This window comes from Ulvibacterium sp., assembly GCF_965228935.1.
In the GTDB taxonomy this organism is placed as follows: Bacteria; Bacteroidota; Bacteroidia; order Flavobacteriales; family Flavobacteriaceae; genus Ulvibacterium.
Genome location: NZ_OZ245846.1, coordinates 1,997,840 through 2,018,722, shown reverse-complemented (window position 1 = coordinate 2,018,722; position 20,883 = coordinate 1,997,840). Strand labels below are relative to the sequence as shown.

The window sequence follows — 20,883 nt, the reverse complement described above, 5'->3', positions numbered from 1 at the left end:
ATGAATCCTACAAATTCAAAAAATTGTGTGTTTGGGTTCGTAGTAAAACCACTAAATTCTATCTTGCAGGGAATAAACATGAGATATCTTGTTCAATATAGATAGCAATACCTCCATACCGGAGCTTCAAAAGTACCTTCGTGAAAAAGAATGGATAACTTCTGAAGAACATGTGCAATCCACCGAAAAACCCGGCGAGGGCAATATGAACGTCGTACTTCGGATCCGTACCAATACCCGTTCCTTTATCCTAAAGCAATCGCGACCCTATGTTCAAAAATACCAACAAATAGCCGCTCCCCTTGAGCGTATTGCCGTTGAAAGGGATTTTTATGAAACCGTAAAGAGCAGTGCGCTCAACGCCCATATCCCCAAGATTTTAGGGTATGATACAGAAATGTTCGTAATGATACTTGAGGATCTGGGGCATTGTGAAGATTTGACCACCATGTATGCGAACAAGTCGTTTTCCAAACGAGAATTGGAAAAGCTGGTCTTTATACTGGGTTTGATCCATAAGAAAAAAGTGCCGGCCGATTTCCCAAAAAACCTGGAAATGCGCCAATTGAACCATCAACATATTTTTGTACTTCCCTTTCTAGAGGACAACGGATTTCAATTGGATGATGTGCAGCCCGGATTGCAGGAAATTTCCAAGTCCTACAAAACGGATACAAAACTTAAAACCATAATAAACCGTATTGGCGACCAATACCTTTCCGAAGGACATACATTGCTCCATGGCGATTATTATCCCGGCAGTTGGATGACCGAAGGTGATAACCTCTATGTAATAGATCCGGAATTCGGGTTTGTAGGATTTGCCGAGTTTGATCTGGGAGTCATGGTCGCCCACCTTATCCTGGCAACCCATAAACCGGGCTATCTGGATACCGTACTGGAAAAGTATGAAGGCAAGGCCGATAGAAGATTGGTATCCCAAGTAGCCGGGATAGAGATAATGCGCAGACTTATCGGATTGGCCCAGTTGCCTTTAAATCGAAGTATCAAGGAAAAAGAGTATCTTTTACAAATGGCCCATAAAATGATTCTGGTTTGAGAAATGCAGCCTTCGGTCTTATGGTATTTTTTTTGGCCCTCGGTTCTTGCAAGAAGCAAAGGTCACATGTGGACATTCCTGCTCCAAAAAAAGCGACCTACACCTCGGATACCTTGCAACTCTCCAAAGAGGCGTATTATGACAAAGTGCTCGGAGCCTTGGTGGGTTCGGCCATAGGTGATGCCATGGGAGCATCCACGGAAATGTGGTATCGAAAGGCCATCCAGTTAAAATATGGATATATTACCGGACTCACCCCTGCCGTTCGGGTACAATCCCCGGAAGGTACCTGGGAGCATAACCTTATGGCTGGGGCCACTACAGACGATACACGATGGAAGTATTTTATGGTGAAGTATTTTACGGAACACGGTACAGACCTGTCCCCTGCCAACTTTGCACGATTCGTTACGGACTATTATGAGTCCATTGCCCATACCCTGGCAGATACCGATGTGTTTTCCCAAACGGATTCCTTGGATGATCGTATTGAAAAAATAGACTGGATCAAGGAATGGGCCCGGGTAGCCATCGCTTATCAAAAAAACTCGGAGGACTATCAAAAGGCCCAAAATCGTTTCTATGGTGGGGAACTGTCCTGTGCAGGCCAACTCTATACCCCCATGTTCGGATTGCTGGCCAAAACCCCGCAAGAAGCCTATATAATGGCCTATGACCATGCAATTTTTGACTTGGGCTATGCCAAGGATATTTCGGCATTGGTATCTGCCTTGACCCATATGGCATTGCGCACCAACGATATGGATTCCATCTTGAATGCTGCAACTTTTGTAGATCCCTATGGATATCAGGATAGTCGCCTGGTCGGGCGTATTTCCTATGGTATTGCAGATGCTTCCATTAAAAATGTATTGGCCATACGGGAAAAACCATTGGTGGATTCCCTGATTGCCAAGGACTCCATTCTTTTCAAGGTTCCGGAAGGATTTCCGGAAAGCCAAAAAAAATGGGTGCGTCAAGAAATGGTGTACCAGTTTTTGGAAAAGGATGAACGGGCCATTCCCTTCCATTCCGGGGAAATCTGGCAAATTTTGATTACCGGATTGCAATTCGGCGGAGGTGATTTTGAAAAGACCTTGCAATTCATTGTCAACTACGGAAGGGACAACGATACCGTAGCCGCTGTGGCCGGGATGATCATGGGGGCCAGGGAAGGATATACCAATTTGCCCCAGGACTTAAAAGAGGAAGTGCTGCGCGTAAATAGGGAAAATCTCGGTATCGATTTGGAGCTATTGGCACGGGAAATGGTCGGAGAGTAAACAATTCTAACCAAAAATACAGATGAAACGAAAGGATTTTATTCAAACTACGGCATCCTTTGCCGCGGGTACGGTTTTAATGCCGATGGCCTCCTGCAAGCCGGAAAAAAAAGAAGCCATGGCCACAGCAGTGCAACGTAAGAACTGGGCGGGCAATTATACCTATACCGCACAAAATCTCTTTGAGCCAAAAACCGTTTCTGAGGTTCAGGCTCTGGTCAAAAAACTGGATACACAAAAGGCATTGGGTTCCTGTCATTGCTTCAATAACATTGCGGACAACCCATTGAACCAAATCTCTACGAGACACCTTACGGGAATAATCGAGCTGGACGAAAACAAAATGACCGTTACCGTCGGTGCAGGCACAAAGTATGGTGATATCGCACCGGAATTACATGAAAAAGGGTATGCCCTACACAATCTGGCCTCCCTCCCGCATATTTCGTTAGCAGGCGCCTGCGCAACGGCCACCCATGGTTCCGGAGTAAAAAATGGAAATTTGGCGACAAGTGTCTCGGCCTTGGAATTCGTCAATGGCAAAGGGGAAATTGTACATTTAAGCAGGGGAAATAAAGAGGAAGCCTTCAATGGGGCCGTGGTACATCTAGGCGCTCTGGGTATTTTGACCAAAATGACATTGGATATTCAAAAAACGTTTCAGGTGCGTCAGGATGTTTTTCAAGAACTGCCCTTACAATCCCTAAAAGATAATTTTGATGCCATTCTATCCGGCGGGTATAGCGTTAGCCTTTTTACGGATTGGCAAAATGATCGGATCAGCCAAGTTTGGGTCAAAAGAAGAACCGATGCGGAGCTTATGGATTTTGGCGATGATTTTTACGGAGCCAAGGCCGCAACAAGGGACCTTCATCCCATAACCGAGCTTTCTGCCGAGAATTGCACGGCCCAAATGGGTGTTCCAGGCCCCTGGTATGATCGCCTGCCCCATTTTAAGATGGGTTTTACCCCCAGCAGTGGTGAAGAGCTACAATCCGAATTTTTTGTTCCCTATGAAAATGCCTTGGAGGCCATACTAACATTGGAAAAAAAGCGGGATCTGATACATCCCCAATTAATGATTACCGAGATACGGACCATTGCAGCGGATGACCTCTGGATGAGTCCATGCTACCAACAGGATTGTGTCGCCATCCATTTCACTTGGAAGCAAAACCCGGATGAAGTCGGTAAATTGATTACCATGATAGAAGAAGAACTCCAACCATTTAACGCCCGTCCGCATTGGGGCAAACTGTTTACGGTATCGCCCGAAGAGTTGAAGTCTCAGTATCAAAAATTGCCCGATTTCGTAAAACTTGCCGGGAAATACGATCCGGAGCATAAATTTCGGAATGCCTTTTTAAATCGAAATATTTATGGGGTTTGATCCGAAGCTCCTAAGGACAGCTTGGATGGGCTACGACAATCAAATTAATTGAAGAACTCGCATTCCCGATAGGCATCTACATTGAACCTTACGATATACCGGTTAAAGAAACTATTTTCACCAGGGCTGTTCCTACTACTTGTAAAAATCAGGAACTTTCCGTCCTCGGTCACGAAAGGGCTTCCGTCATATCCTTCCGAGTTGATTCCCGGGCCCAACGATTTGGGATCGCTCCATGTATTTCCCCCTTGATTAAAGGTGATGTACAAATCGGAAAATCCCAAACCATCCTCGCGATCGAAGCCCGCAAAAATAAGGTACTCCTTATTGGGTGCCACAAAGGCATCCCCTTCAAATCTGTCCGCTGAATTTACGTTGGCCGGAAGCGCCACAGGTGCGTTATATCGCCCATCCGCAAAAGTGGCGAAATGGATGTTCGAGTTTCGTGTTCCATCGGAGGGCATCAAGGAATAGAAAAGTGTTCCGTCTTTAGTCCTCCAGGGATACCCCACCCCTGTATCGGTGGGGAATACGATTTCCGGATTGCTCCATCCATCTGAAAACTTGTGGGACTGCCATAATTGAAAATGGGTGGTCACACTATCCTTGTTTATGCGATACGGAAGGTTCGACATAAAAATCAAATGGTCTCCTTGGGTATTGATGTAGGGATCGGAATAATTGTAAAGGGTATCGAAAGGTATAGGCTCCGGTTTTGAAAAGTGCTTGCCCTTGAACTCCTGATAGACCAATTGTGCCCGATGCGGAAGCTGCTGGCAGTAAAATATCTTCCGGTGATTCCGGGTAAAGGCATTGTTCCATTGCATACCATCCATAGAGATATCTCCAGGAAACAACTTTACAGGAGCATTCGCATTTTCATATTTGGCCAGGGGATCTATTTTTTTCGCTTCCTGTCCATAGGAACAAATAAAAATGCCAAGGGTTATGGCGAAAATAATGTGTCTGAAGTATCTTTTTGCATCTTTCATGACCACAAAATAGCCATCACCCTCCCTTGTTTGTTATAACGATCTGTTAAACTTTTCAAACAAGCGAACAAGGGCTATGGCTTTTTCTTTGATTAAGGCATAAATACCTCTAAAACAAAAGATTGTTTTATGGGTTTTTTCCAAAACTAGAACTTAGCCTACTTTTAGTGTATTTTTATAATTTGAATCTTGTTCCCGCAAACATGGGTAAAAACAGCCATTTTTGGGAAGGCCCAGACGTTGCAAGAATATAGTTGATCCAATGATTGGATTCTGTGTCAATGGGAAAGGACAAAGGAGTATGGATATAAAAAAGGAATGGACTAACGTTAAGAATACGCTCATTTTAATGGGGTGCATTTTCCTGATTTCCTGTAATTCTTCCCCTTCTAAGCAAATTCATGAAAAAGGAAATAGACCCATTGACCCATGGGCGTTACGATCGGTTCTTGATTTGAGGCCAAGAATACTGACCCTGGCATTGGATTCCGAATGCTATTTAGCCTATGACCTGAATGCATGTGGTCTGTTCCGGGCCTGGAAAGGTGGGGTCAACTGGGATGGAACGGTCTATACGGAAACAAAGGTAGCACAGCCTACCAGCTGGGGAAAGGATTACTTTCTAAACCCCGTACTGCAAGAATCCTGGTTATTGGAACGAAACGGCAAAAAACAGAATGTAACAACACGATTTCAAGGATATCGATTTGAAAACGGACAGATATACCTGAAATACAAACTGACTACTGAAAGGGATACCATTTTTTTAGAGGAACGACCGGAATTTGTAAGGGATGACCAAGGCAATCCCGGACTGGAAAGAGTGTTTACAACGCAAGGCGTGGATGGAAACCTATCCATTACTTTGCTTACAAAACCCAAGGCAATCAAGTTGGAAAACAATCCCAAGACTATTTCTCGAACCTATTTCAAAAAAATTCCCGATCAAGTTCGGCCAACAGGCCCGAAAGATTCGGAAAATCTAGGGAAGTACTGGATGGAACGCTCGGATTGCCTTACGTGTCATGAATGGTCGGAAAACACCGTAGGTCCCGGGTTTCAGCAAATTGCCGAAAAATACGCCGATGATAAAATGGCGGTGGACCTATTGGTAAAGAAAGTCAAGGAAGGTGGGTCAGGGGTCTGGGGGGACGCCGTTATGAACCCACACCCAAATCTTGAGGATTCCAGTTTGAAGGCAATGGTGGACTATATCCTTTCCCTTGATGATCATAAGGATAGTACTAAAGAGAATCCAAATCTGGAAAAAAAGGCCATTGTAAACAAACCCCCTTTAACGGAAACGAAGGTCTTAAGGCCTGGTTTTGGGTCGTCCTTAAACGGTGTCCATCCGAGTTATGACCTTCAAACAATCAACGTAAAAGGAATAGAATTCAAGGTAGGTGGTCTAGCTTTTTTGCCAGACGGCAGATTGTTGGTATCATCGTGGACTCCCCAGGGAGAAGTTTATATTCTTGAAGGAGTTGAGACCGGTGACAGCACCAAAATAAAAATAAAAACTATGGCAAAGGGGCTTGCCGAACCATTGGGACTTGCCGTTGTGGACGATGAAATATTTGTTTTGCAAAAACAAGAACTCACACAACTCATTGACCATGATGGAGATGGGATAACGGATGAATATAAATCCATATGCAATAGCTTCGATGTATCCATGGATTTTCACGAATTCGCTTTTGGGCTCGTATATAAAGACGGTTATTTCTATGCCAATCTTTCTATGCCCATGCGTTTAATGTCCAATGAAAAACCGCTTCCTGATCGGGGAAAGACCCTTAAAATAGCAAGGGACGGAAGCTATGAAGAGGTAGTTTATGGACTGCGCACGCCTAATGGAATTGGAATAGGAGCGGATGAGGAACTGTTCGTTACGGATAATCAGGGGCAATGGCTCCCCGCCAATAAATTTATACATGTAAGATCCGGTGATTTTCATGGAATGCGGTGGGGGCTTCCAGATTCCTTGCAAAGTCTAAAAATGGTGCCTCCCACCGTATGGCTGCCTCAAAACGAGATTGCCAACTCCCCATCGGAGCCCTCCCTGTTGTATGACGGGCCCTACAAGAACCAAATGATATTCGGTGACGTGACCCATGGTGGAATCAAACGGGTTTTTCTTGAGACCGTCAATGGATCATACCAAGGAGCCGTATTTAGATTTACCCAGGGACTAAATGTAGGGATCAACCGGATAAGGAGGGGGCCTGATGGTGCCTTATATGCTGGTGGCGTGGGAATGGGCGGAGGCTGGGGCTGGAATGAGACCAGACACGGTCTCCAAAGATTGAAATATAACGAGAAGGTTACTTTTGAAATGCTGGCAATCAGATCCAAGCCTTATGGATTTGAAATCGAGTTTACGGAACCGTTGGCGATCGGGCAAGGAGATTCTCCATTGGACTATTCGTTGGAACAGTGGTGGTACAAACCTACCAAGGCCTATGGAGGGCCTAAAATGGATCTAGAGGTACTGAAGGCTACTGAAATAAAGGTAAGTACCGACCGAAAAAAAGTGCGTTTAACAATTCCGGGACTAAAAAAAGAACATGTAGTCAAATTTAACTTAAACCTGGAACTACGAAGTATAAACGGCCGAAATCTTTGGTCATCGGAAGCCTGGTATACCCTAAATAACATCCCTAAAAACTAGGATCCTAAGTAACGCCCTTAAAAAAGTTCAAATGTACCGACAGTACAATGGAAATCACATTCAGATGAAGGACTAAAGCGGTTTTGGAAGCCTATATGGAAGATCTTGCCGCGTAGAACTGAGTATAAAGTTTTAGGGGCTTGGTGATAGCAATTATCTGGTTCTATGTTCTATGAAATGCGCAATCCATAAAAACAAAGGGAGTTCGATGTAAACTTGTTTTACATATCAATTTATGGGTATTACACCTAAATCTTAAAGACCTACTCCATGTTTACTCTTTTCGCTGCCGGAACAACCACTCGATAAGAAAATCCTCCCGTAGTGCAAATTCCTGGGCAAAATGACAGTCGCCTACAGAGCTACAGGGATAACTATATTCCGTATAAAAATGCTTTTTACCGGCTTCGATTTGTTCAAAAATCTCTTCCCGGGTCAAATTGCGGTCAACCGTATCTTTTCGATGGGTATAGATCGGGTCATAATTATTTTCAAGCATAATGCCAAATGCGGCCCTAGAGCCATCCTCATCCCGTTTGGCATTGGCATCCGCCCTATGGATAAAGGCCCAAACGGGCAAATCCCTTACATCTTGGTTTACAATATTGGAAGCGACAAATTCAAAACTACTATCCGAGCTATCGAATGCGCTGCTCAACGGTACAATGGCCGCTATTTTAGTGCTTAACTTGGCCCCTAAATACCAAGAACCTGTTCCTCCCATGGAATGTCCGACCAAATAGACCCTTTTGTCATCCACATTCTCATTGTGGGCAATTATGGAATCCAACAGCTTTTCGACAAAATCCGACGAATTCGGTTTTTCCCAACCGAAATAGGATTCCGTATCCCTATCCCACATTTTGTCATGGATATTAGGGGCAACCACAAAAGCTGGATTTTTACTCTGTTTTTCCTTTTCGAGCCATGCCAAGGCCATATAGGCAGTTCGTTCCTGCCCCTTGAGAAACATTTCCTTATCACTTAAAAAATACTCCGCGCCATGCAATGCCATGATTAGGGGAAACTTTTTGTCCGTGTCCTTGGCCTGTTCCGGTTCAAAGTAGGAATATGGGATTATCGAATCCGTTAATTCATGCTTAAATTGAAACGTGGTGAATTCAAAACTACCCTTTCCGTTACCTATGGTATCCCTAGGGTTTCCGTCTTTTTCATCCTCAGGTTTTTCACGTTCTGGATTTTCCTTTTCCCGGGCATTTTCTTCTTCCCCGATCATCGGTTCTTCGTTTGAGCAGGCCACAAAAAGTAACGTAAGAACCAATGGAAATATCACTTTACATATCATGGAAGACTTAAGTCGCACAGAGATCATAGAATTTTTATGCCAAGATTAGGATCAAGGCCTTGGGTTGCTTGCCAAACTCATAAAAAAATCAAAAATCCCATTACCTATGGAACTTTAGAACACTACTATAGTCTTGGTCGAATTCCCAAAAAGTTCTCTAAACCCCATATTTTGGTAATCTACGGCAAAAGCCTTTCTCCAAGACCATTCTTACGATCCTGGAATTCTCGGTTGGTATTTGTTCCTTTATACTTGGAGGGTATTGGCGGTTTTATCACCGGCATCAGGGCCCTTTTGTAATACAATGTGATATCAGCAAATACGAATTATAAACCATATGGAAGAATCTAGGGACGTTTCGGGACAAAAACAAAGTCGTAGCTCTAAAATGATTTCGAGTTTGGTCAAAATGAGCAAATTTTTCCTTATTTTTCATTATTAGGTTGAATAGCAAAAAAATTTAACTGGTTATTAATCAATTATTCATATCACCCTTTTTGTTTTACCCTTATCTTTAGTACTACCTAAATTGGATATAGTATTACAGTTGAATTTTTTGGCCGAAGTGAAACACAATTTAAAATCGAATCATAGCTATGGAAAACCGTAGAAACTTTCTCAAGAAATCTGCTTCTGCAGCGGCATTTAGTTTAGTTGCCGATTGGGCCTCCGCAATGCCAACTTATGACAAATTGGGCGAAACCCTGCCCCAAAGACAATTAATACGAAATGGGGAAAAAGTAACCGCCTTTTGTTTGGGCGGCTATCATTTGGGGCTTACGGAAGATCCAAAGGAGGCAGAAAGGATGGTAGAGCGTTCCATGGAACTGGGTGTGCGCTTTTTCGACAACGCGAGACGTTATAATAATGGACGTTCCGAGGAATACATGGGGAAATTCCTTACCCCTAAATATAGAGACCAGATCTTTCTAATGTCAAAGGCCCCGGCTAGAACGGGCAAGGGGGTACAACGGCAATTGGATGAGTCCCTAAAAGCATTAAAAACGGATTATTTGGATCTTTGGCAAATACATACCTTTACTACGCCACAAGATGTGGATAATCGCCTTCGCGATGGCGTTCTCGATGTTTTCTTGGAGGCAAAGGAAAAGGGAAAGACGCGTTACCTAGGGTTTACCGGCCATCAAAATCCAAAAACACACTTGTATTTCCTTAACAAACTTGACGAATTGGGCATTGAGTTTGACACGTGTCAAATGCCGTTGAACGTTTGCGACCCTTCTTTTGAATCATTTCAACATGAAGTCTTGCCGGTCTTGAACGAGAAGGGATATGGGGTAATTGCCATGAAAACCATGGCTGGAGGTAGTATGATGGGAGGAAGAATCGACACAACACCCCAGGACATCAGAACAAAGGACATTCCGGATGTTGTAGCAAAAACCGAACTCACACATGCAAATCTACATCAATATGTGTATTCATTACCCGTATCAAGCCTATGTAGCGGGTGTAGATTTAACTATGAGCTTGAAGAAAACATAAAGGTCTTGAAGGATTTCAAGAAACTATCGGTTGAGGATATGGATAGGCTGGTCAATTATGCAAAGCCCTATGCCGGTCTTATCGTTGAAAATTACAAAAGAGTCTTTGCCTAGTCCGCCCCTATGAAAAAATTGGAGTCGTTAAAAAAATGGTTTGAAAATCATAAGGGAACGGTGACCGCATTTTCCGGCGGAGTGGATTCTTCGTTGGTCCTTTATGTTTCCCATAGGGTTCTGGGGGAAAATGGAATAGGTTTGATTTCAAATTCGGAAAGTTTGAAATCCAAGGATTTTGAAGTGGCCCAAATTTTCTGTAAAACTCACAACATAAAGCTGGAAGTGATCAAGACCGAAGAGTTAAAGGATTCAAATTATACCTCTAATCCTGCAAATCGATGCTTTTTCTGTAAGAATCACTTGTATGGAGCGATGGTGGAAATCATCCAAGATAGATATCCCGGGTACACTATTTTGAACGGGACCAATCTTGACGATTTGGGAGATTACCGACCTGGCCTCCAAGCAGCTGAAAAATATGGGATTAGATCTCCGCTTGCCGAACTTCAAATTAGTAAAAAGGAAGTTATAGAAATGGCTTCCAAATTAGGGCTTGAGACAGCTTTTAAGCCCCCAAGTCCCTGCCTAAGTTCAAGAATTCCCTATGGGACACAGGTGAACACTACCAAACTTCGGCAAATTGAACAGGCCGAGTATATCCTTAATGATTTTGGTTTCGATCGTGTTCGGGTTAGACATAGGGGCGATGAAGCTTCGGTAGAAGTTCCGTCCGATGAAATACCTTCTTTGGAAAGTCGATTCGAAGAAATTTCACAAGAAATTAGGGAGCTAGGCTTTCTAAAGGTAAAATTGGACACGGAAGGATTCGTCTCTGGAAAGTTAAATCGTGTCCTGAATGAATAGACCCTTTATCATCGATTATGACAGAAGGCAGCGACTGGGCTTTGACGAGGTTATATACGGCGAATCCAAAAGTATCGGCCTATTATTAGATCTGTTGGCTGAGTATGTGGATAGAAACCAGAATGTGCTCATCACAAGGGTGCAGAATAAAAAGGCAAAAGCATTATTGAAGAAACATGATTCGGCCTTTTTCGATAAAGAATCCGGAATCTTCATGCTAAACCCTTTAGAGGGAAATAATGGAGTAAAACGTGTAGGCATCATTTCAGCAGGAAGTTCCGATGTAGGCGTGGCGAATGAAGCCTATTACACTTTGACCTATATGGGAATTGGTGCGGAAATGATCCAGGATGTTGGCGTTGCCGGCCTACATCGTTTGCTTGATAGAATTGAAGACTTGCGTACCTACGATATTTTGATTGTAGTAGCAGGATTCGAGGCAGCCCTGCCTACTGTCATTGGCGGTTTGTTGCCCCAGCCTATAATTGCCGTACCGACATCGGTAGGGTACGGCACGGCCAAAAATGGGAAAACAGCGTTACATGCTATGTTGACAAGTTGTGCAAACGGAATTTCGGTAGTCAACATAGATAACGGGTATGGTGCTGCCATGAGTGCCCTTAGAATGCTAAATCTTAAGAAATAATGAGTGCTATCTATATAGAGGCCTTTTCCGGTTTATCAGGTAATATGTTCCTGAGCGCCTTTTGCGAGTTGCTTGATGATTATCAGTCGCTGATAGACTTGCCGAAAAAGTTGCATTTGCCGGACGCAAAAATCGAAATCAAGGAAGTTGATAAAAACGGTATTAATTGCAAGTATGTAGAGGTACTGGATATAAACTTGAATGATGACCCAAATGATTCAAAAGCGCATGATCATGGACACTCACATGACCATGGTCATAGTCATCATCATGGTGCACATCGGCATCTTTCGGATATACAGAAGCTGATAGATCATGCACACATAAGCGAGGGTGCGAAAAAGATTGCCCACGAGATTTTTTTGTTGATTGGCAAAGCGGAATCCAAGATCCATAAGATGTCGCTTGAAACCATTCACTTTCACGAAATAAGTGGTGTGGATTCGATTATCGATATTGTCGGAAATGCCATTATGATCGATAGGCTTAAAATTTCCAAGGTTTTTTGCACCCCGGTCTGCACAGGTTTTGGTATGGTAAAAACCCAACATGGCATGCTGCCGATTCCAGCGCCCGCAACCGCTGAACTACTTTACGGAATGCAAATTTACCCCGGTAATGAAGAAGGGGAAAAGGTAACACCAACTGGGGCGGCAATTTTGAGGTACCTCGATCCCGATTTCGAAAGCACGACCTATGTCGCACAAAAAACGGCCTATGGCCCTGGAAAGAAGAATTTTGACAATCCCAACGTGGTACGAATTTCCCTAATCGGGGAAAACGATTCCGATAGCAAAGATTCCTACATCCAGCTAGAGACTTCCATAGACGATATGACGCCGGAATACCTTGGAACGGATTTTCAGCAAGGCCTTTTGGATGCCGGAGCAGTGGATTTCGGCATGTCACAGCAGTTAATGAAAAAAGGACGATTCGGTTTTTTACTTCGTGTTATTCTCCCGGTTGGTTCATTAACGGAAGTATCCAATTACCTTTTTGACAACACCACTACCATTGGCCTACGCTATTATAGTATAGACAGAATTGAGCTGCCAAGAAAAAGGCATCCAAAAGCTACCCCTTTGGGAGAAATTCACGTAAAGGAGGTACGCACTCCAACCGATACTATAAAAGTAAAACCCGAATATGACGATATCAAGAATTTGGCTGCCACAAATGACCAGACGCCGTTTCAGGTTTTGAACAAAATAAATATTAACCCTTTAAATTCTTAAAAATGAAAAAAGTATTTTCAATTTTGGTTTTGGTACTATCCGCACAGCTTATAAGCGCCCACCCCGGTACGGAAGGTCATTCGCATGATTCCTTGCTTGGCGAATTGGCCTGGGTACTACTGCCTTTGATTACGATTGTCGCCCTAGGTTCCTTCTATTACCGAAAAAAGGGAAAAAAAGGATTGGAATAGACCATAAGATGAAGTATAAATTTCTTGGTTGAACCTCAATAGGGCAATTGGTGATGCCGCCCATTCTGCATTGCACCTCATTTCCCGACATGTGAAAATCTTTGATTACGCTATTGATCTAAGCCTAAAAAAATCTAAAGGTTCGCCCCTTTCGGCTAAGGGTTTCGATCTATCTCTACTTGGGAGAGGGAGACCGTCTTTCTGGACAATTCCGAACAGGGTAAAACACGAAATCTTTGTTCAGGAATTTCTTTTTGTTTCCAAGGGTTAAAATCAACATAGCGGTAATTACGCATTTAAATCGATTGTCCCATATTCAAACGGTAAGTCAAGATACCAATCCTAGAAACTGCGACTAATTTCGAATTATAGGAACGGGCCGATGTTGGTCAAAATCTCTTTCAATGTACGAGGAGAAACAATTATCTGGTCTAGAGACACTTTATTTGACTTTTATAAAAACGGGAATGGGCTAGTTGTCTATGAAAAACTATCTCGACCGAACCAATCGAACACTTTAAACGAATCATTTGGAAAGAGATTACCAAAAATTAAGAATAAGCCATGTATAGAACAACAACTTAAATAGTAATTATGAAAGATTTAGAAAATCAAGTAAACCGTAGAAATGCACTTAAAACGCTAGGTCTTGGCTCTACAGCAGGAATTCTAGGTTTTTTTGGAAGTTCCGATACCAGGGCGTCTACCCCCAAATCCCATGCTCCCACCCCGTCTTACGCTGTAGGGGTGCAAGTCAAAATTACCAAAGTACGGGCCATTATTACAGCGCCTTACGGTACCAATCTGGTTATTGTAAAAGTGGAGACCGATCAAGATGGTCTCTACGGACTGGGCTGCGCAACATTCACCCAAAGGGCGCACACCGTTGTTTCGGCCATCGAAGAATACCTTGACCCTTTTTGTAAGGGCAAAAATGTTTCCAATATTGAGGATATGTGGCAAACTGCCTATCAGAGTTCCTATTGGCGAAATGGACCTATTTTGAACAATGCCTTAAGTGGTCTTGATCAGGCACTCTGGGACATTAAAGGTAAGATGGCGGGAATGCCGGTATATGACCTTTTAGGCGGAAAAGTTCGGTTTGCCATTGACACCTATACCCATGCCTCGGGTAAATCGATAAGTGAGGTCATTGATAGTGTAGCCAAGTACAAGGAGGAAGGGTTTAGAAATATCCGCATCCAATTGGGCGGTTATGGATCTACACACTTGGCAACCGATCCCGATTGGAAAAGAGCTGGGTTCGGAAGTCAGGGTGACCAGACCATTGATCCGCAGGCATACAAACGGGGAACGGTTGAAATGTTCAAAAAGGTTCGTGAAAAGTTTGGCGATGATATAGAGTTACTTCATGATATGCACGAACGCCTTCAGCCCATGGATGCCATCGATATGATAAAAAAAGTGGAGGAATACAGACCTTTTTTTATAGAAGACCCGTTCTCGCCCGAGAACATGGGCTGGTTCGATATGTTAAGGGAACATACAACTGTGCCTATTGCCATGGGCGAATTATTGAACAACCCACATGAGTGGCTAGAGCCTATGAAAAACAGACAATACGATTACATAAGAATACATATTTCACAGATCGGGGGAATCACCCCGGCCATGAAAGTGGCAAGATTGGGAGAATGGTTCAATGTAAGGACTGCATGGCATGGTCCCGGTGATACTTCGCCTGTTGGGCATGCTGCCAACGCACATATCGATTATGCCATTTGGAATTTTGGTGTTCAAGAGGCTGCTAGGGTTATCAGAACTCCAGAGGATAAAGTGCTCGAGGTATTTCCTGGAATGCCCACTGTAACGAACGGTTATATGTCCGTAATTGAAAAACCTGGATTAGGCATCGACATCAACGAGAAGTTGGCCAAAAAATATCCTCCGGTCGTCTACAATTACAATTGGACCCAACTTCGTGGAGAGGATGGCACACCGATTCGACCGTAGTATAATCCAAAACCAACAACGCAGATGTAAATTGAATTTTTCAAAGCAGACCGGGAAAGTAGGTTTTCGAATTCACCTATAGGCTTTCGGCGAATCAGGATAAGGGTGTTCGAGATTTTGGCCGACCCTCTTCCAACCTTGGCATTGTATTCGAGAAACATTATCCAGGGTTCTGGCATAAAGAATCCGTAAATGGCCCCCTATGCTGCTTTTTTATTGTTCGAATAGCATAATTAAAAATACTGAAATGGAGAATTTAAAGAATTGGCTAAGTTCCATGTTTTATCTGTTTTTCTTAGGCAGTGTCAGTCAAGAGATTCCTCAAGCCCAAATCTCAAATGGCTTGATCAAGGCGACAATATACTTGCCCGACGAACACAAGGGATACTATCGCGGCACCCGTTTTGATTGGTCTGGAGTAATGCCTGTGCTGGAACATGGAGGACACTCCTATTTTGGAAAATGGTTCAAAACTTATGACCCAAAAGTTCACGAGTCCGTAATGGGCCCGGTAGAGGAATTTGGACCTGTCGGGTATGACAAAACGAAAATTGGAGGCAGTTTTCTCAAAATCGGTGTGGGTACACTTCGCAAACCAGAGGAGCCCAAGTATTCTAATTTCAAGACGTATGACATTCAAAACGCAGGGGAATGGAAAGTAGAGCATCTCGCGAACCAGATTTCTTTCAAACATATACTAAATGACCGACCCTATTCCTATGAGTACCAAAAAGTGATCCGTTTATCTCCCAATACATCCGAAATGACAATAACACATAGCCTTACCAATAACGGGGACAATAGGATTGAAACCGAGGTGTATAACCATAATTTTTTCTTTCTGGATAGCCAAAATGTTGGCCCTGGTTATGTAGTGCGGTTTCCATTCAAAATTGTCGGCAAAGGAAAGATAAATGGGGTTGGAAAATTCGTAAAAATAGAGGATGACGAAATTGTATTCATCAAAAAACTAGGCAAAAAAGACCATGTCTATATCGGAGAAATTAACGGTTTCGATAATAACAATACCAACGGATATGAAATCTGGATAGAGAATAAACGTTCAGGGGCAGGTGTGAAAATTACGTGTGACAGACCAATATCTCGCTTGGTCTTTTGGTCAGCGCAGAAAACGGTTTGTCCAGAGCCCTATATTGACCTTGACATTGCACCCGGAGCTACGGCAAATTGGACGATCAAATATGACTTTTACCAACTTTAAAACTAATAGACCTGTTTTGAAGATATCAAATACATACTACGTCGCGATTGGCCTTTCTAATGATCCGAGTCTTACAAATCGTTCGTTTTAGGAACCTCGAACCTTAATCCTCTAGTCATTTAAATAAGAGTTTAAAGCACTTTGAAATTTGACTGGAGCGTCTATCCACAACAAGTGGCCTGCATTTGGAATAAGCGTCATTTGGATCCTAGGAACCTCCTTTATCCAACGTTTGGTAATTGCGCCGCCAAAATCAAGCCAGTCATGACTGCCAACCATTACATATATGGGATATCTGCTTTTACCAAAGACTTGATAGTAATTCCATCCTTCTTCAGGGTATGTCGACTCGGTCAGCTTGTACACTTCACTTTTATATAGGCCCTTACCATTGTCAAGTTGATTCCATTTAAGAACGTCATAAAGCATTAGGCCTGCAAAATCAATACGGGACTTTGCCGTCATTTCCTTTGAGGATAATGGCTGGCTTTTTCTGTTAAGACCATATTTTTCCAATTCCCAGAGAACTTCCGGTCGGTTCCGGAATTCCATCGATTTTAAATATCCTTGGTGTTTGATTTGCTGATCCTCTTCTGGAAATGGTTGTTTTAAAAAGGCAGGGGCCAATAATACCAATTTTTTAATACGGTCAGGATAGGTGGAGGCATAGGCACTTGCCAGAACGGCACCCATCGAGTGTCCGACAATTGTCATTCTGTCCAATTTCAGTTCCCTTCTAAGCCTTTCGAGATCATCTACATGGGTTTGAAAGGTTATCAAGGAGTCTGGGAAAGGAGAGCGCAACGACCCCCTTTGATCGTAAAAAATGAAACAGTATTTTTTATCCAAACCCTTTACCGCACTAATCATTCCGCTGTGCTCGGCTCCCCAACCGCCATGCAACATCACCACGGTATCCTTGCCCTTTCCATATTCCGTCACAAAAATCTGAGGATCGGTATCCCATTTACCGGTCGAGAGAAACCAATTTACCAAGGACGGAATCGGTTCCGGATGGTAGTTACTATTCTTATCGGATTGACCTTGGGCAGCTAAAATGAAAAGTAGAAGAATTGAGAATATTATAAATTTACCACCCTTTGTTTTCATACGTAGATATAATTTTCCTGATATTATTGAATTCGATTAATTATCCCCAAAACCATTTTCTAAAAGCCAGGTCTCTATAGCTTCATAATAGCCCTCGCAAGGTTGCCCCAAGCCTTTAGCCACCAAGTCCTCGTAGGATTCCTTCATTCCACAGTCTTCACAAGTCTGCATAAGGTGGTTGCAGTCCGCAAAGGTTTTGGTAGTCAGTTTTCCCGTTGCACCGATTGTTTCCCAATAAAGTCCTTTTGAGGCCTTCCAGTCCACTTGTGAATCCTTCTTCCCCCAAATGGCCAAGACCGGGCATTCTATCTTTTTCAGCAACGTGTCAAATTCTGGCAATACAATGCCTAGGCCCGTTCCCGGATCCAATTCAATGTTGCTTTCCGAAAGATACTCTCTGAAATCATTGAAACCTTCTTCCGTAGGGGCCTTGCCACCGTTAAGAAATTGAACAAAAGGGTCTTTGTTAAAATTTTCCCTTGCTTCAAGAAATGCTTCGAACGAACCGTTCTCAAATGCGATACGATAACCTTCGAGCCATTCCTCTGCGAGCATTTCCGTATCTTCTTTCGATCTTCCCTCGATTAACCAATTGGTTTTGAGCAAGTGCACCATATTTTCTAAATGGTTGGGGCCGCTTACCGAGATCCAGAAGGCTATAGAAGTATCTTGTTCTATCGCCAAGGGACATATCCATCCACCCCTGCTTATTCCCCATAGGCCCAAGTTGTTGGAACCGGGTATTTTTGCCTCCCGCAATCCTTGGATGGCTGCCAAGACTTCCTTACTACTGTTTTCTACCGATTGGTTATAATCAAACTCGCCCTCGCTCATTCCACATCCCGCCTTGTCATAAGAGTAACAAGCTATCCCCATTTCCGTTAACCTTTTGCGCAATTCATGGTTCCAGTTTTCTTCAACAATATTCGTTCGGCCACTGCCAGGGACCAAAACGACCAGCGAGATTGCCCTACGATTTTCAGGCAAATCGAGAATACCGCTATATTGCCTGTTCTCAAATTTGAATTTAAAGTCCTTGGTCACCATTTGGCCAAGACATAGTATGGGCGAACAGATCATAAAGAGGATGAAAAATCTTGGAATCATTTTCCTTCTTTGTATTTCCATATTGTATATATCTTTTGTTTCGGCAATGACCATTATCATCTTTGGTTTGTCTCGATACGTATATTTCCATAAACGGTCCTGAAAACGAACTTTCCCCCTCCACCGTTGATGGTTCCAATAATCGATTCCCCATTCTTGTCTTCATTCGTAACCATTTTTTCGTTCACATCTTTACTATCAACATCAAGGCCGATATGCGTCTGTCCTTCTTCCGATAGTGCTAATATATCAGCCTTGATGTTTTTGGGGAAGGAGATGTTTAAATCTCCATTGAGACTTGTAAAGGCCATGTCCGCGTTTTCCGTGACCGATAAGAAATCCACTGTGATATCTTTGTTCAGTGCATCGGCTACTACGGTACCTCTAACATTTAAAAGGGAAACGGCCCCATTCTTATTACTTACCACCATCTCGCCCATTACGTTCTCCACAGTGATATCCCCACTTCGAGCATTTAGGTCAAGGTCGAATTTCTTGGGGACTTTGATTATGTAGCGCATATCCTTATCGTTCTTTGAGGCGATGACCACCCTGTTGTTGTGTTCTTCTACATTTAGTTTTATTGCGTTTTTCGGTTTGTCTTTGTAAGGGGCCTTAGAAGAATCGGGTAACATTTCGAATCCCTTCTTTATCTCTATCAGGACATTTTTTCCTTCATGTCCGACTATATTGATATGGCCATCGTACACTTGCATTTCCAATATTCCGGACTTTTCAGGATTGGTAAGGGCAACCACCTGTAAGTCATTTTCCGGTTCTTGGGAATGAACACCCGATATGAGGAGCACGAAGCTGGTAGCGAGCATCAGCTTAAGGGTGTCTTTTTTAAAAGAAAGAAATGTCGAAAGAAAATTCATACTCTTATCTTACGAATCACAGATCTATATAATTAGGTTTATGGATTCCCGAAGTTTTTGTTTCACCTTATCGTCAACATCGTCCCGTTCCAGTAGACGCTCTATCGGCTCTATCGATTCTTTCTCCTGTAACTTTACCATCAATTTGGCAAGTACGATTTGCAGCATCGGGGATTCTTGTTCTGCAATCGATCTTACGAGCCCTTCCCTAACCTCTGGATTACTGGCATATCTCGATAGGGACTCCACCGATGCCAGTCTTACATTGATATTCGGATCGTTTTCCAGCGTTATAAAAAGAGCCTCGATCACCTTGTGGTTGGCATTTTGCATTCTGGACGCCTCATTGACCGCCTCTAACCTTTTGACGGCGGAAGGCTGCTTCAATAGGGTCAGTACAAGTTTTTCGCGAATCTCTTCGATTCCCGAATTTACCATTACCTCCTCATTATTGGTTTTGAGGTTATTGAACAGATACCCTAAAACCATTCCAAGGCCCAAAATCATTATTCCATAAGCCAGGGGAACCTTTCGCTTGAACAGGAAAAATTTGCTCACTTGCCCTTTGATTTCCTTAATAACATGATTCCAAGGAAACTCCTTTGTTTCCTTTTCGGTCTGAAGCATGTGATAAAAACGTCTCTGCATCTCATCGGATGGCTGTGGTACTTCTATATCGGAGACACCGTTCCACATCTTTTGCAGTTCATCGAAAAGTTGTCCGTATTTCCTGTTCTTACTAAGAAAATCCTCAAACTTGGTTTTCTTCTCGGGTTCTAGTTCAGATAAAAGATACCTGATCACATTTTGCTCAAACGTTTCCCTGTCCATGGTTCAACTTGTTTCCGATTGTAAAAAAAATTTCCTGAGATCATTCAGTGCCCTGAAGGCCCTGACCCTTGCAGTGCCTTCGCTGCACCTTAAAATTCCCGCGACTTCCCTGAATTTCAAACCCTTGTAAACACTCAATATCAATATCTCCCGTTTTTCCGGGCTTAGTCTATGCAGGGCCGACCAAAGAAGGACCGAATTATCACTGTCCTCCCATTTGCCGGTAGAATCGTTCGGGTCATGTAGCTCATTCTCAGAAGGGGAAAGTGCATCCACATTATTTTCTTTGACATTTTTGTTGTAGTAATCGTAGAACAGATTTCTTGATAGACCAAATATCCAGGAATCAAAGGAACCTTCACTACGATAGGTGTGCTTGTACTTTATGATCTTTATGAATACGTTTTGTACGAGATCCTCGCTTACTGTCCTGCTTCCGCACATTTTGAAGAAAAAACCGAACAACCGTTTCCAATTCCTTTCATATATCAGGGCCAACTTGTCCAAATCTCCGGATTTCACTTTTAACATTAGGTCATGGTCGGTGAAGGATTCCAATTG

The 20,883-nt window shown here is 43.0% G+C and carries 18 protein-coding genes; 11 read left to right on the top strand and 7 right to left on the bottom strand.

From position 1 onward, the window contains the following. Positions 1-88: 88 nt before the first annotated feature. From ACO06Y_RS08445 to ACO06Y_RS08435, 3 genes are read left to right on the top strand one after another with little or no spacing between them, the layout of a single operon-like run. Positions 89-1,060, top strand: coding sequence for a phosphotransferase (locus ACO06Y_RS08445; protein ID WP_422083404.1), 972 nt, complete (start codon positions 89-91; stop codon positions 1,058-1,060). After that, positions 1,057-2,343, top strand: coding sequence for an ADP-ribosylglycohydrolase family protein (locus tag ACO06Y_RS08440; protein ID WP_422083403.1), 1,287 nt, complete (start codon positions 1,057-1,059; stop codon positions 2,341-2,343). Before ACO06Y_RS08445 ends, ACO06Y_RS08440 begins: the two co-directional genes overlap by 4 nt. Positions 2,344-2,365: 22 nt before the next feature. After that, entirely contained in the window at positions 2,366-3,733 is a 1,368-nt protein-coding gene (locus tag ACO06Y_RS08435) for an FAD-binding protein (RefSeq protein ID WP_422083402.1), read from the top strand. A 44-nt stretch (positions 3,734-3,777) separates the two neighbouring features. On the opposite strand, the gene ACO06Y_RS08430 is transcribed toward ACO06Y_RS08435, so the two are convergent. After that, positions 3,778-4,725, bottom strand: a complete 948-nt coding sequence (locus tag ACO06Y_RS08430) for a hypothetical protein (protein WP_422083401.1) — start codon at positions 4,723-4,725, stop codon at positions 3,778-3,780. Between the two features lie 301 nt (positions 4,726-5,026). Here ACO06Y_RS08430 and ACO06Y_RS08425 point away from each other — a divergent pair, with 301 nt between their 5' ends. Beyond that, positions 5,027-7,396, top strand: coding sequence for a c-type cytochrome (locus ACO06Y_RS08425; protein ID WP_422083400.1), 2,370 nt, complete (start codon positions 5,027-5,029; stop codon positions 7,394-7,396). A 274-nt stretch (positions 7,397-7,670) separates the two neighbouring features. Here the strand turns inward: ACO06Y_RS08425 and ACO06Y_RS08420 are convergent, their stop codons facing one another. Beyond that, positions 7,671-8,633, bottom strand: a complete 963-nt coding sequence (locus tag ACO06Y_RS08420; RefSeq protein WP_422083399.1) for an alpha/beta fold hydrolase — start codon at positions 8,631-8,633, stop codon at positions 7,671-7,673. A 665-nt stretch (positions 8,634-9,298) separates the two neighbouring features. On the opposite strand from ACO06Y_RS08420, the gene ACO06Y_RS08415 reads away from it, so the two are divergent. The 7 genes from ACO06Y_RS08415 (at position 9,299) to ACO06Y_RS08385 (ending at position 16,396) form a co-directional block, all read left to right on the top strand. Beyond that, on the top strand, positions 9,299-10,321 hold the full coding sequence (locus ACO06Y_RS08415) for an aldo/keto reductase (protein WP_422083398.1): 1,023 nt from the start codon (positions 9,299-9,301) through the stop codon (positions 10,319-10,321). 9 nt (positions 10,322-10,330) lie between these two features. After that, positions 10,331-11,128, top strand: coding sequence for an ATP-dependent sacrificial sulfur transferase LarE (gene larE / locus ACO06Y_RS08410; protein ID WP_422083397.1), 798 nt, complete (start codon positions 10,331-10,333; stop codon positions 11,126-11,128). Beyond that, positions 11,121-11,774, top strand: coding sequence for a nickel pincer cofactor biosynthesis protein LarB (larB, locus tag ACO06Y_RS08405; protein ID WP_422083396.1), 654 nt, complete (start codon positions 11,121-11,123; stop codon positions 11,772-11,774). The genes larE and larB overlap by 8 nt, the downstream gene beginning before the upstream one ends. Further along, positions 11,774-13,009, top strand: coding sequence for a nickel pincer cofactor biosynthesis protein LarC (gene larC, locus ACO06Y_RS08400; RefSeq protein ID WP_422083395.1), 1,236 nt, complete (start codon positions 11,774-11,776; stop codon positions 13,007-13,009). Before larB ends, larC begins: the two co-directional genes overlap by 1 nt. Positions 13,010-13,011: 2 nt before the next feature. Then, positions 13,012-13,200 carry a hypothetical protein gene (locus ACO06Y_RS08395; protein ID WP_422083394.1) on the top strand — a complete coding sequence of 63 codons (189 nt, stop codon included), beginning with the start codon at positions 13,012-13,014 and terminating at the stop codon, positions 13,198-13,200. A gap of 594 nt (positions 13,201-13,794) precedes the next feature. Next, positions 13,795-15,174, top strand: coding sequence for an enolase C-terminal domain-like protein (locus ACO06Y_RS08390; RefSeq protein WP_422083393.1), 1,380 nt, complete (start codon positions 13,795-13,797; stop codon positions 15,172-15,174). Between the two features lie 247 nt (positions 15,175-15,421). Next, positions 15,422-16,396, top strand: a complete 975-nt coding sequence (locus tag ACO06Y_RS08385; RefSeq protein WP_422083392.1) for a hypothetical protein — start codon at positions 15,422-15,424, stop codon at positions 16,394-16,396. Positions 16,397-16,507: 111 nt separating this feature from the next. Here the strand turns inward: ACO06Y_RS08385 and ACO06Y_RS08380 are convergent, their stop codons facing one another. The 5 genes from ACO06Y_RS08380 to ACO06Y_RS08360 are packed head-to-tail and all read right to left on the bottom strand — an operon-like array spanning position 16,508 to position 20,880. Continuing rightward, a complete protein-coding gene (locus ACO06Y_RS08380) occupies positions 16,508-17,506 on the bottom strand; it encodes an alpha/beta fold hydrolase (protein ID WP_422083391.1) in 999 nt (332 codons plus the stop codon). Between the two features lie 36 nt (positions 17,507-17,542). Beyond that, the gene (locus ACO06Y_RS08375; protein ID WP_422083390.1) at positions 17,543-18,613 is read right to left on the bottom strand and encodes an alpha/beta hydrolase family protein; all 1,071 of its coding nucleotides are present in this window, start codon (positions 18,611-18,613) and stop codon (positions 17,543-17,545) included. 56 nt (positions 18,614-18,669) lie between these two features. Further along, on the bottom strand, positions 18,670-19,491 hold the full coding sequence (locus ACO06Y_RS08370) for a DUF4097 family beta strand repeat-containing protein (protein ID WP_422083389.1): 822 nt from the start codon (positions 19,489-19,491) through the stop codon (positions 18,670-18,672). Positions 19,492-19,515: 24 nt separating this feature from the next. After that, a complete protein-coding gene (locus ACO06Y_RS08365) occupies positions 19,516-20,322 on the bottom strand; it encodes a HEAT repeat domain-containing protein (RefSeq protein ID WP_422083388.1) in 807 nt (268 codons plus the stop codon). A 3-nt stretch (positions 20,323-20,325) separates the two neighbouring features. Beyond that, the gene (locus ACO06Y_RS08360) at positions 20,326-20,880 is read right to left on the bottom strand and encodes an RNA polymerase sigma factor (protein ID WP_422083387.1); all 555 of its coding nucleotides are present in this window, start codon (positions 20,878-20,880) and stop codon (positions 20,326-20,328) included. Between the last annotated feature and the right edge of the window lie 3 nt (positions 20,881-20,883).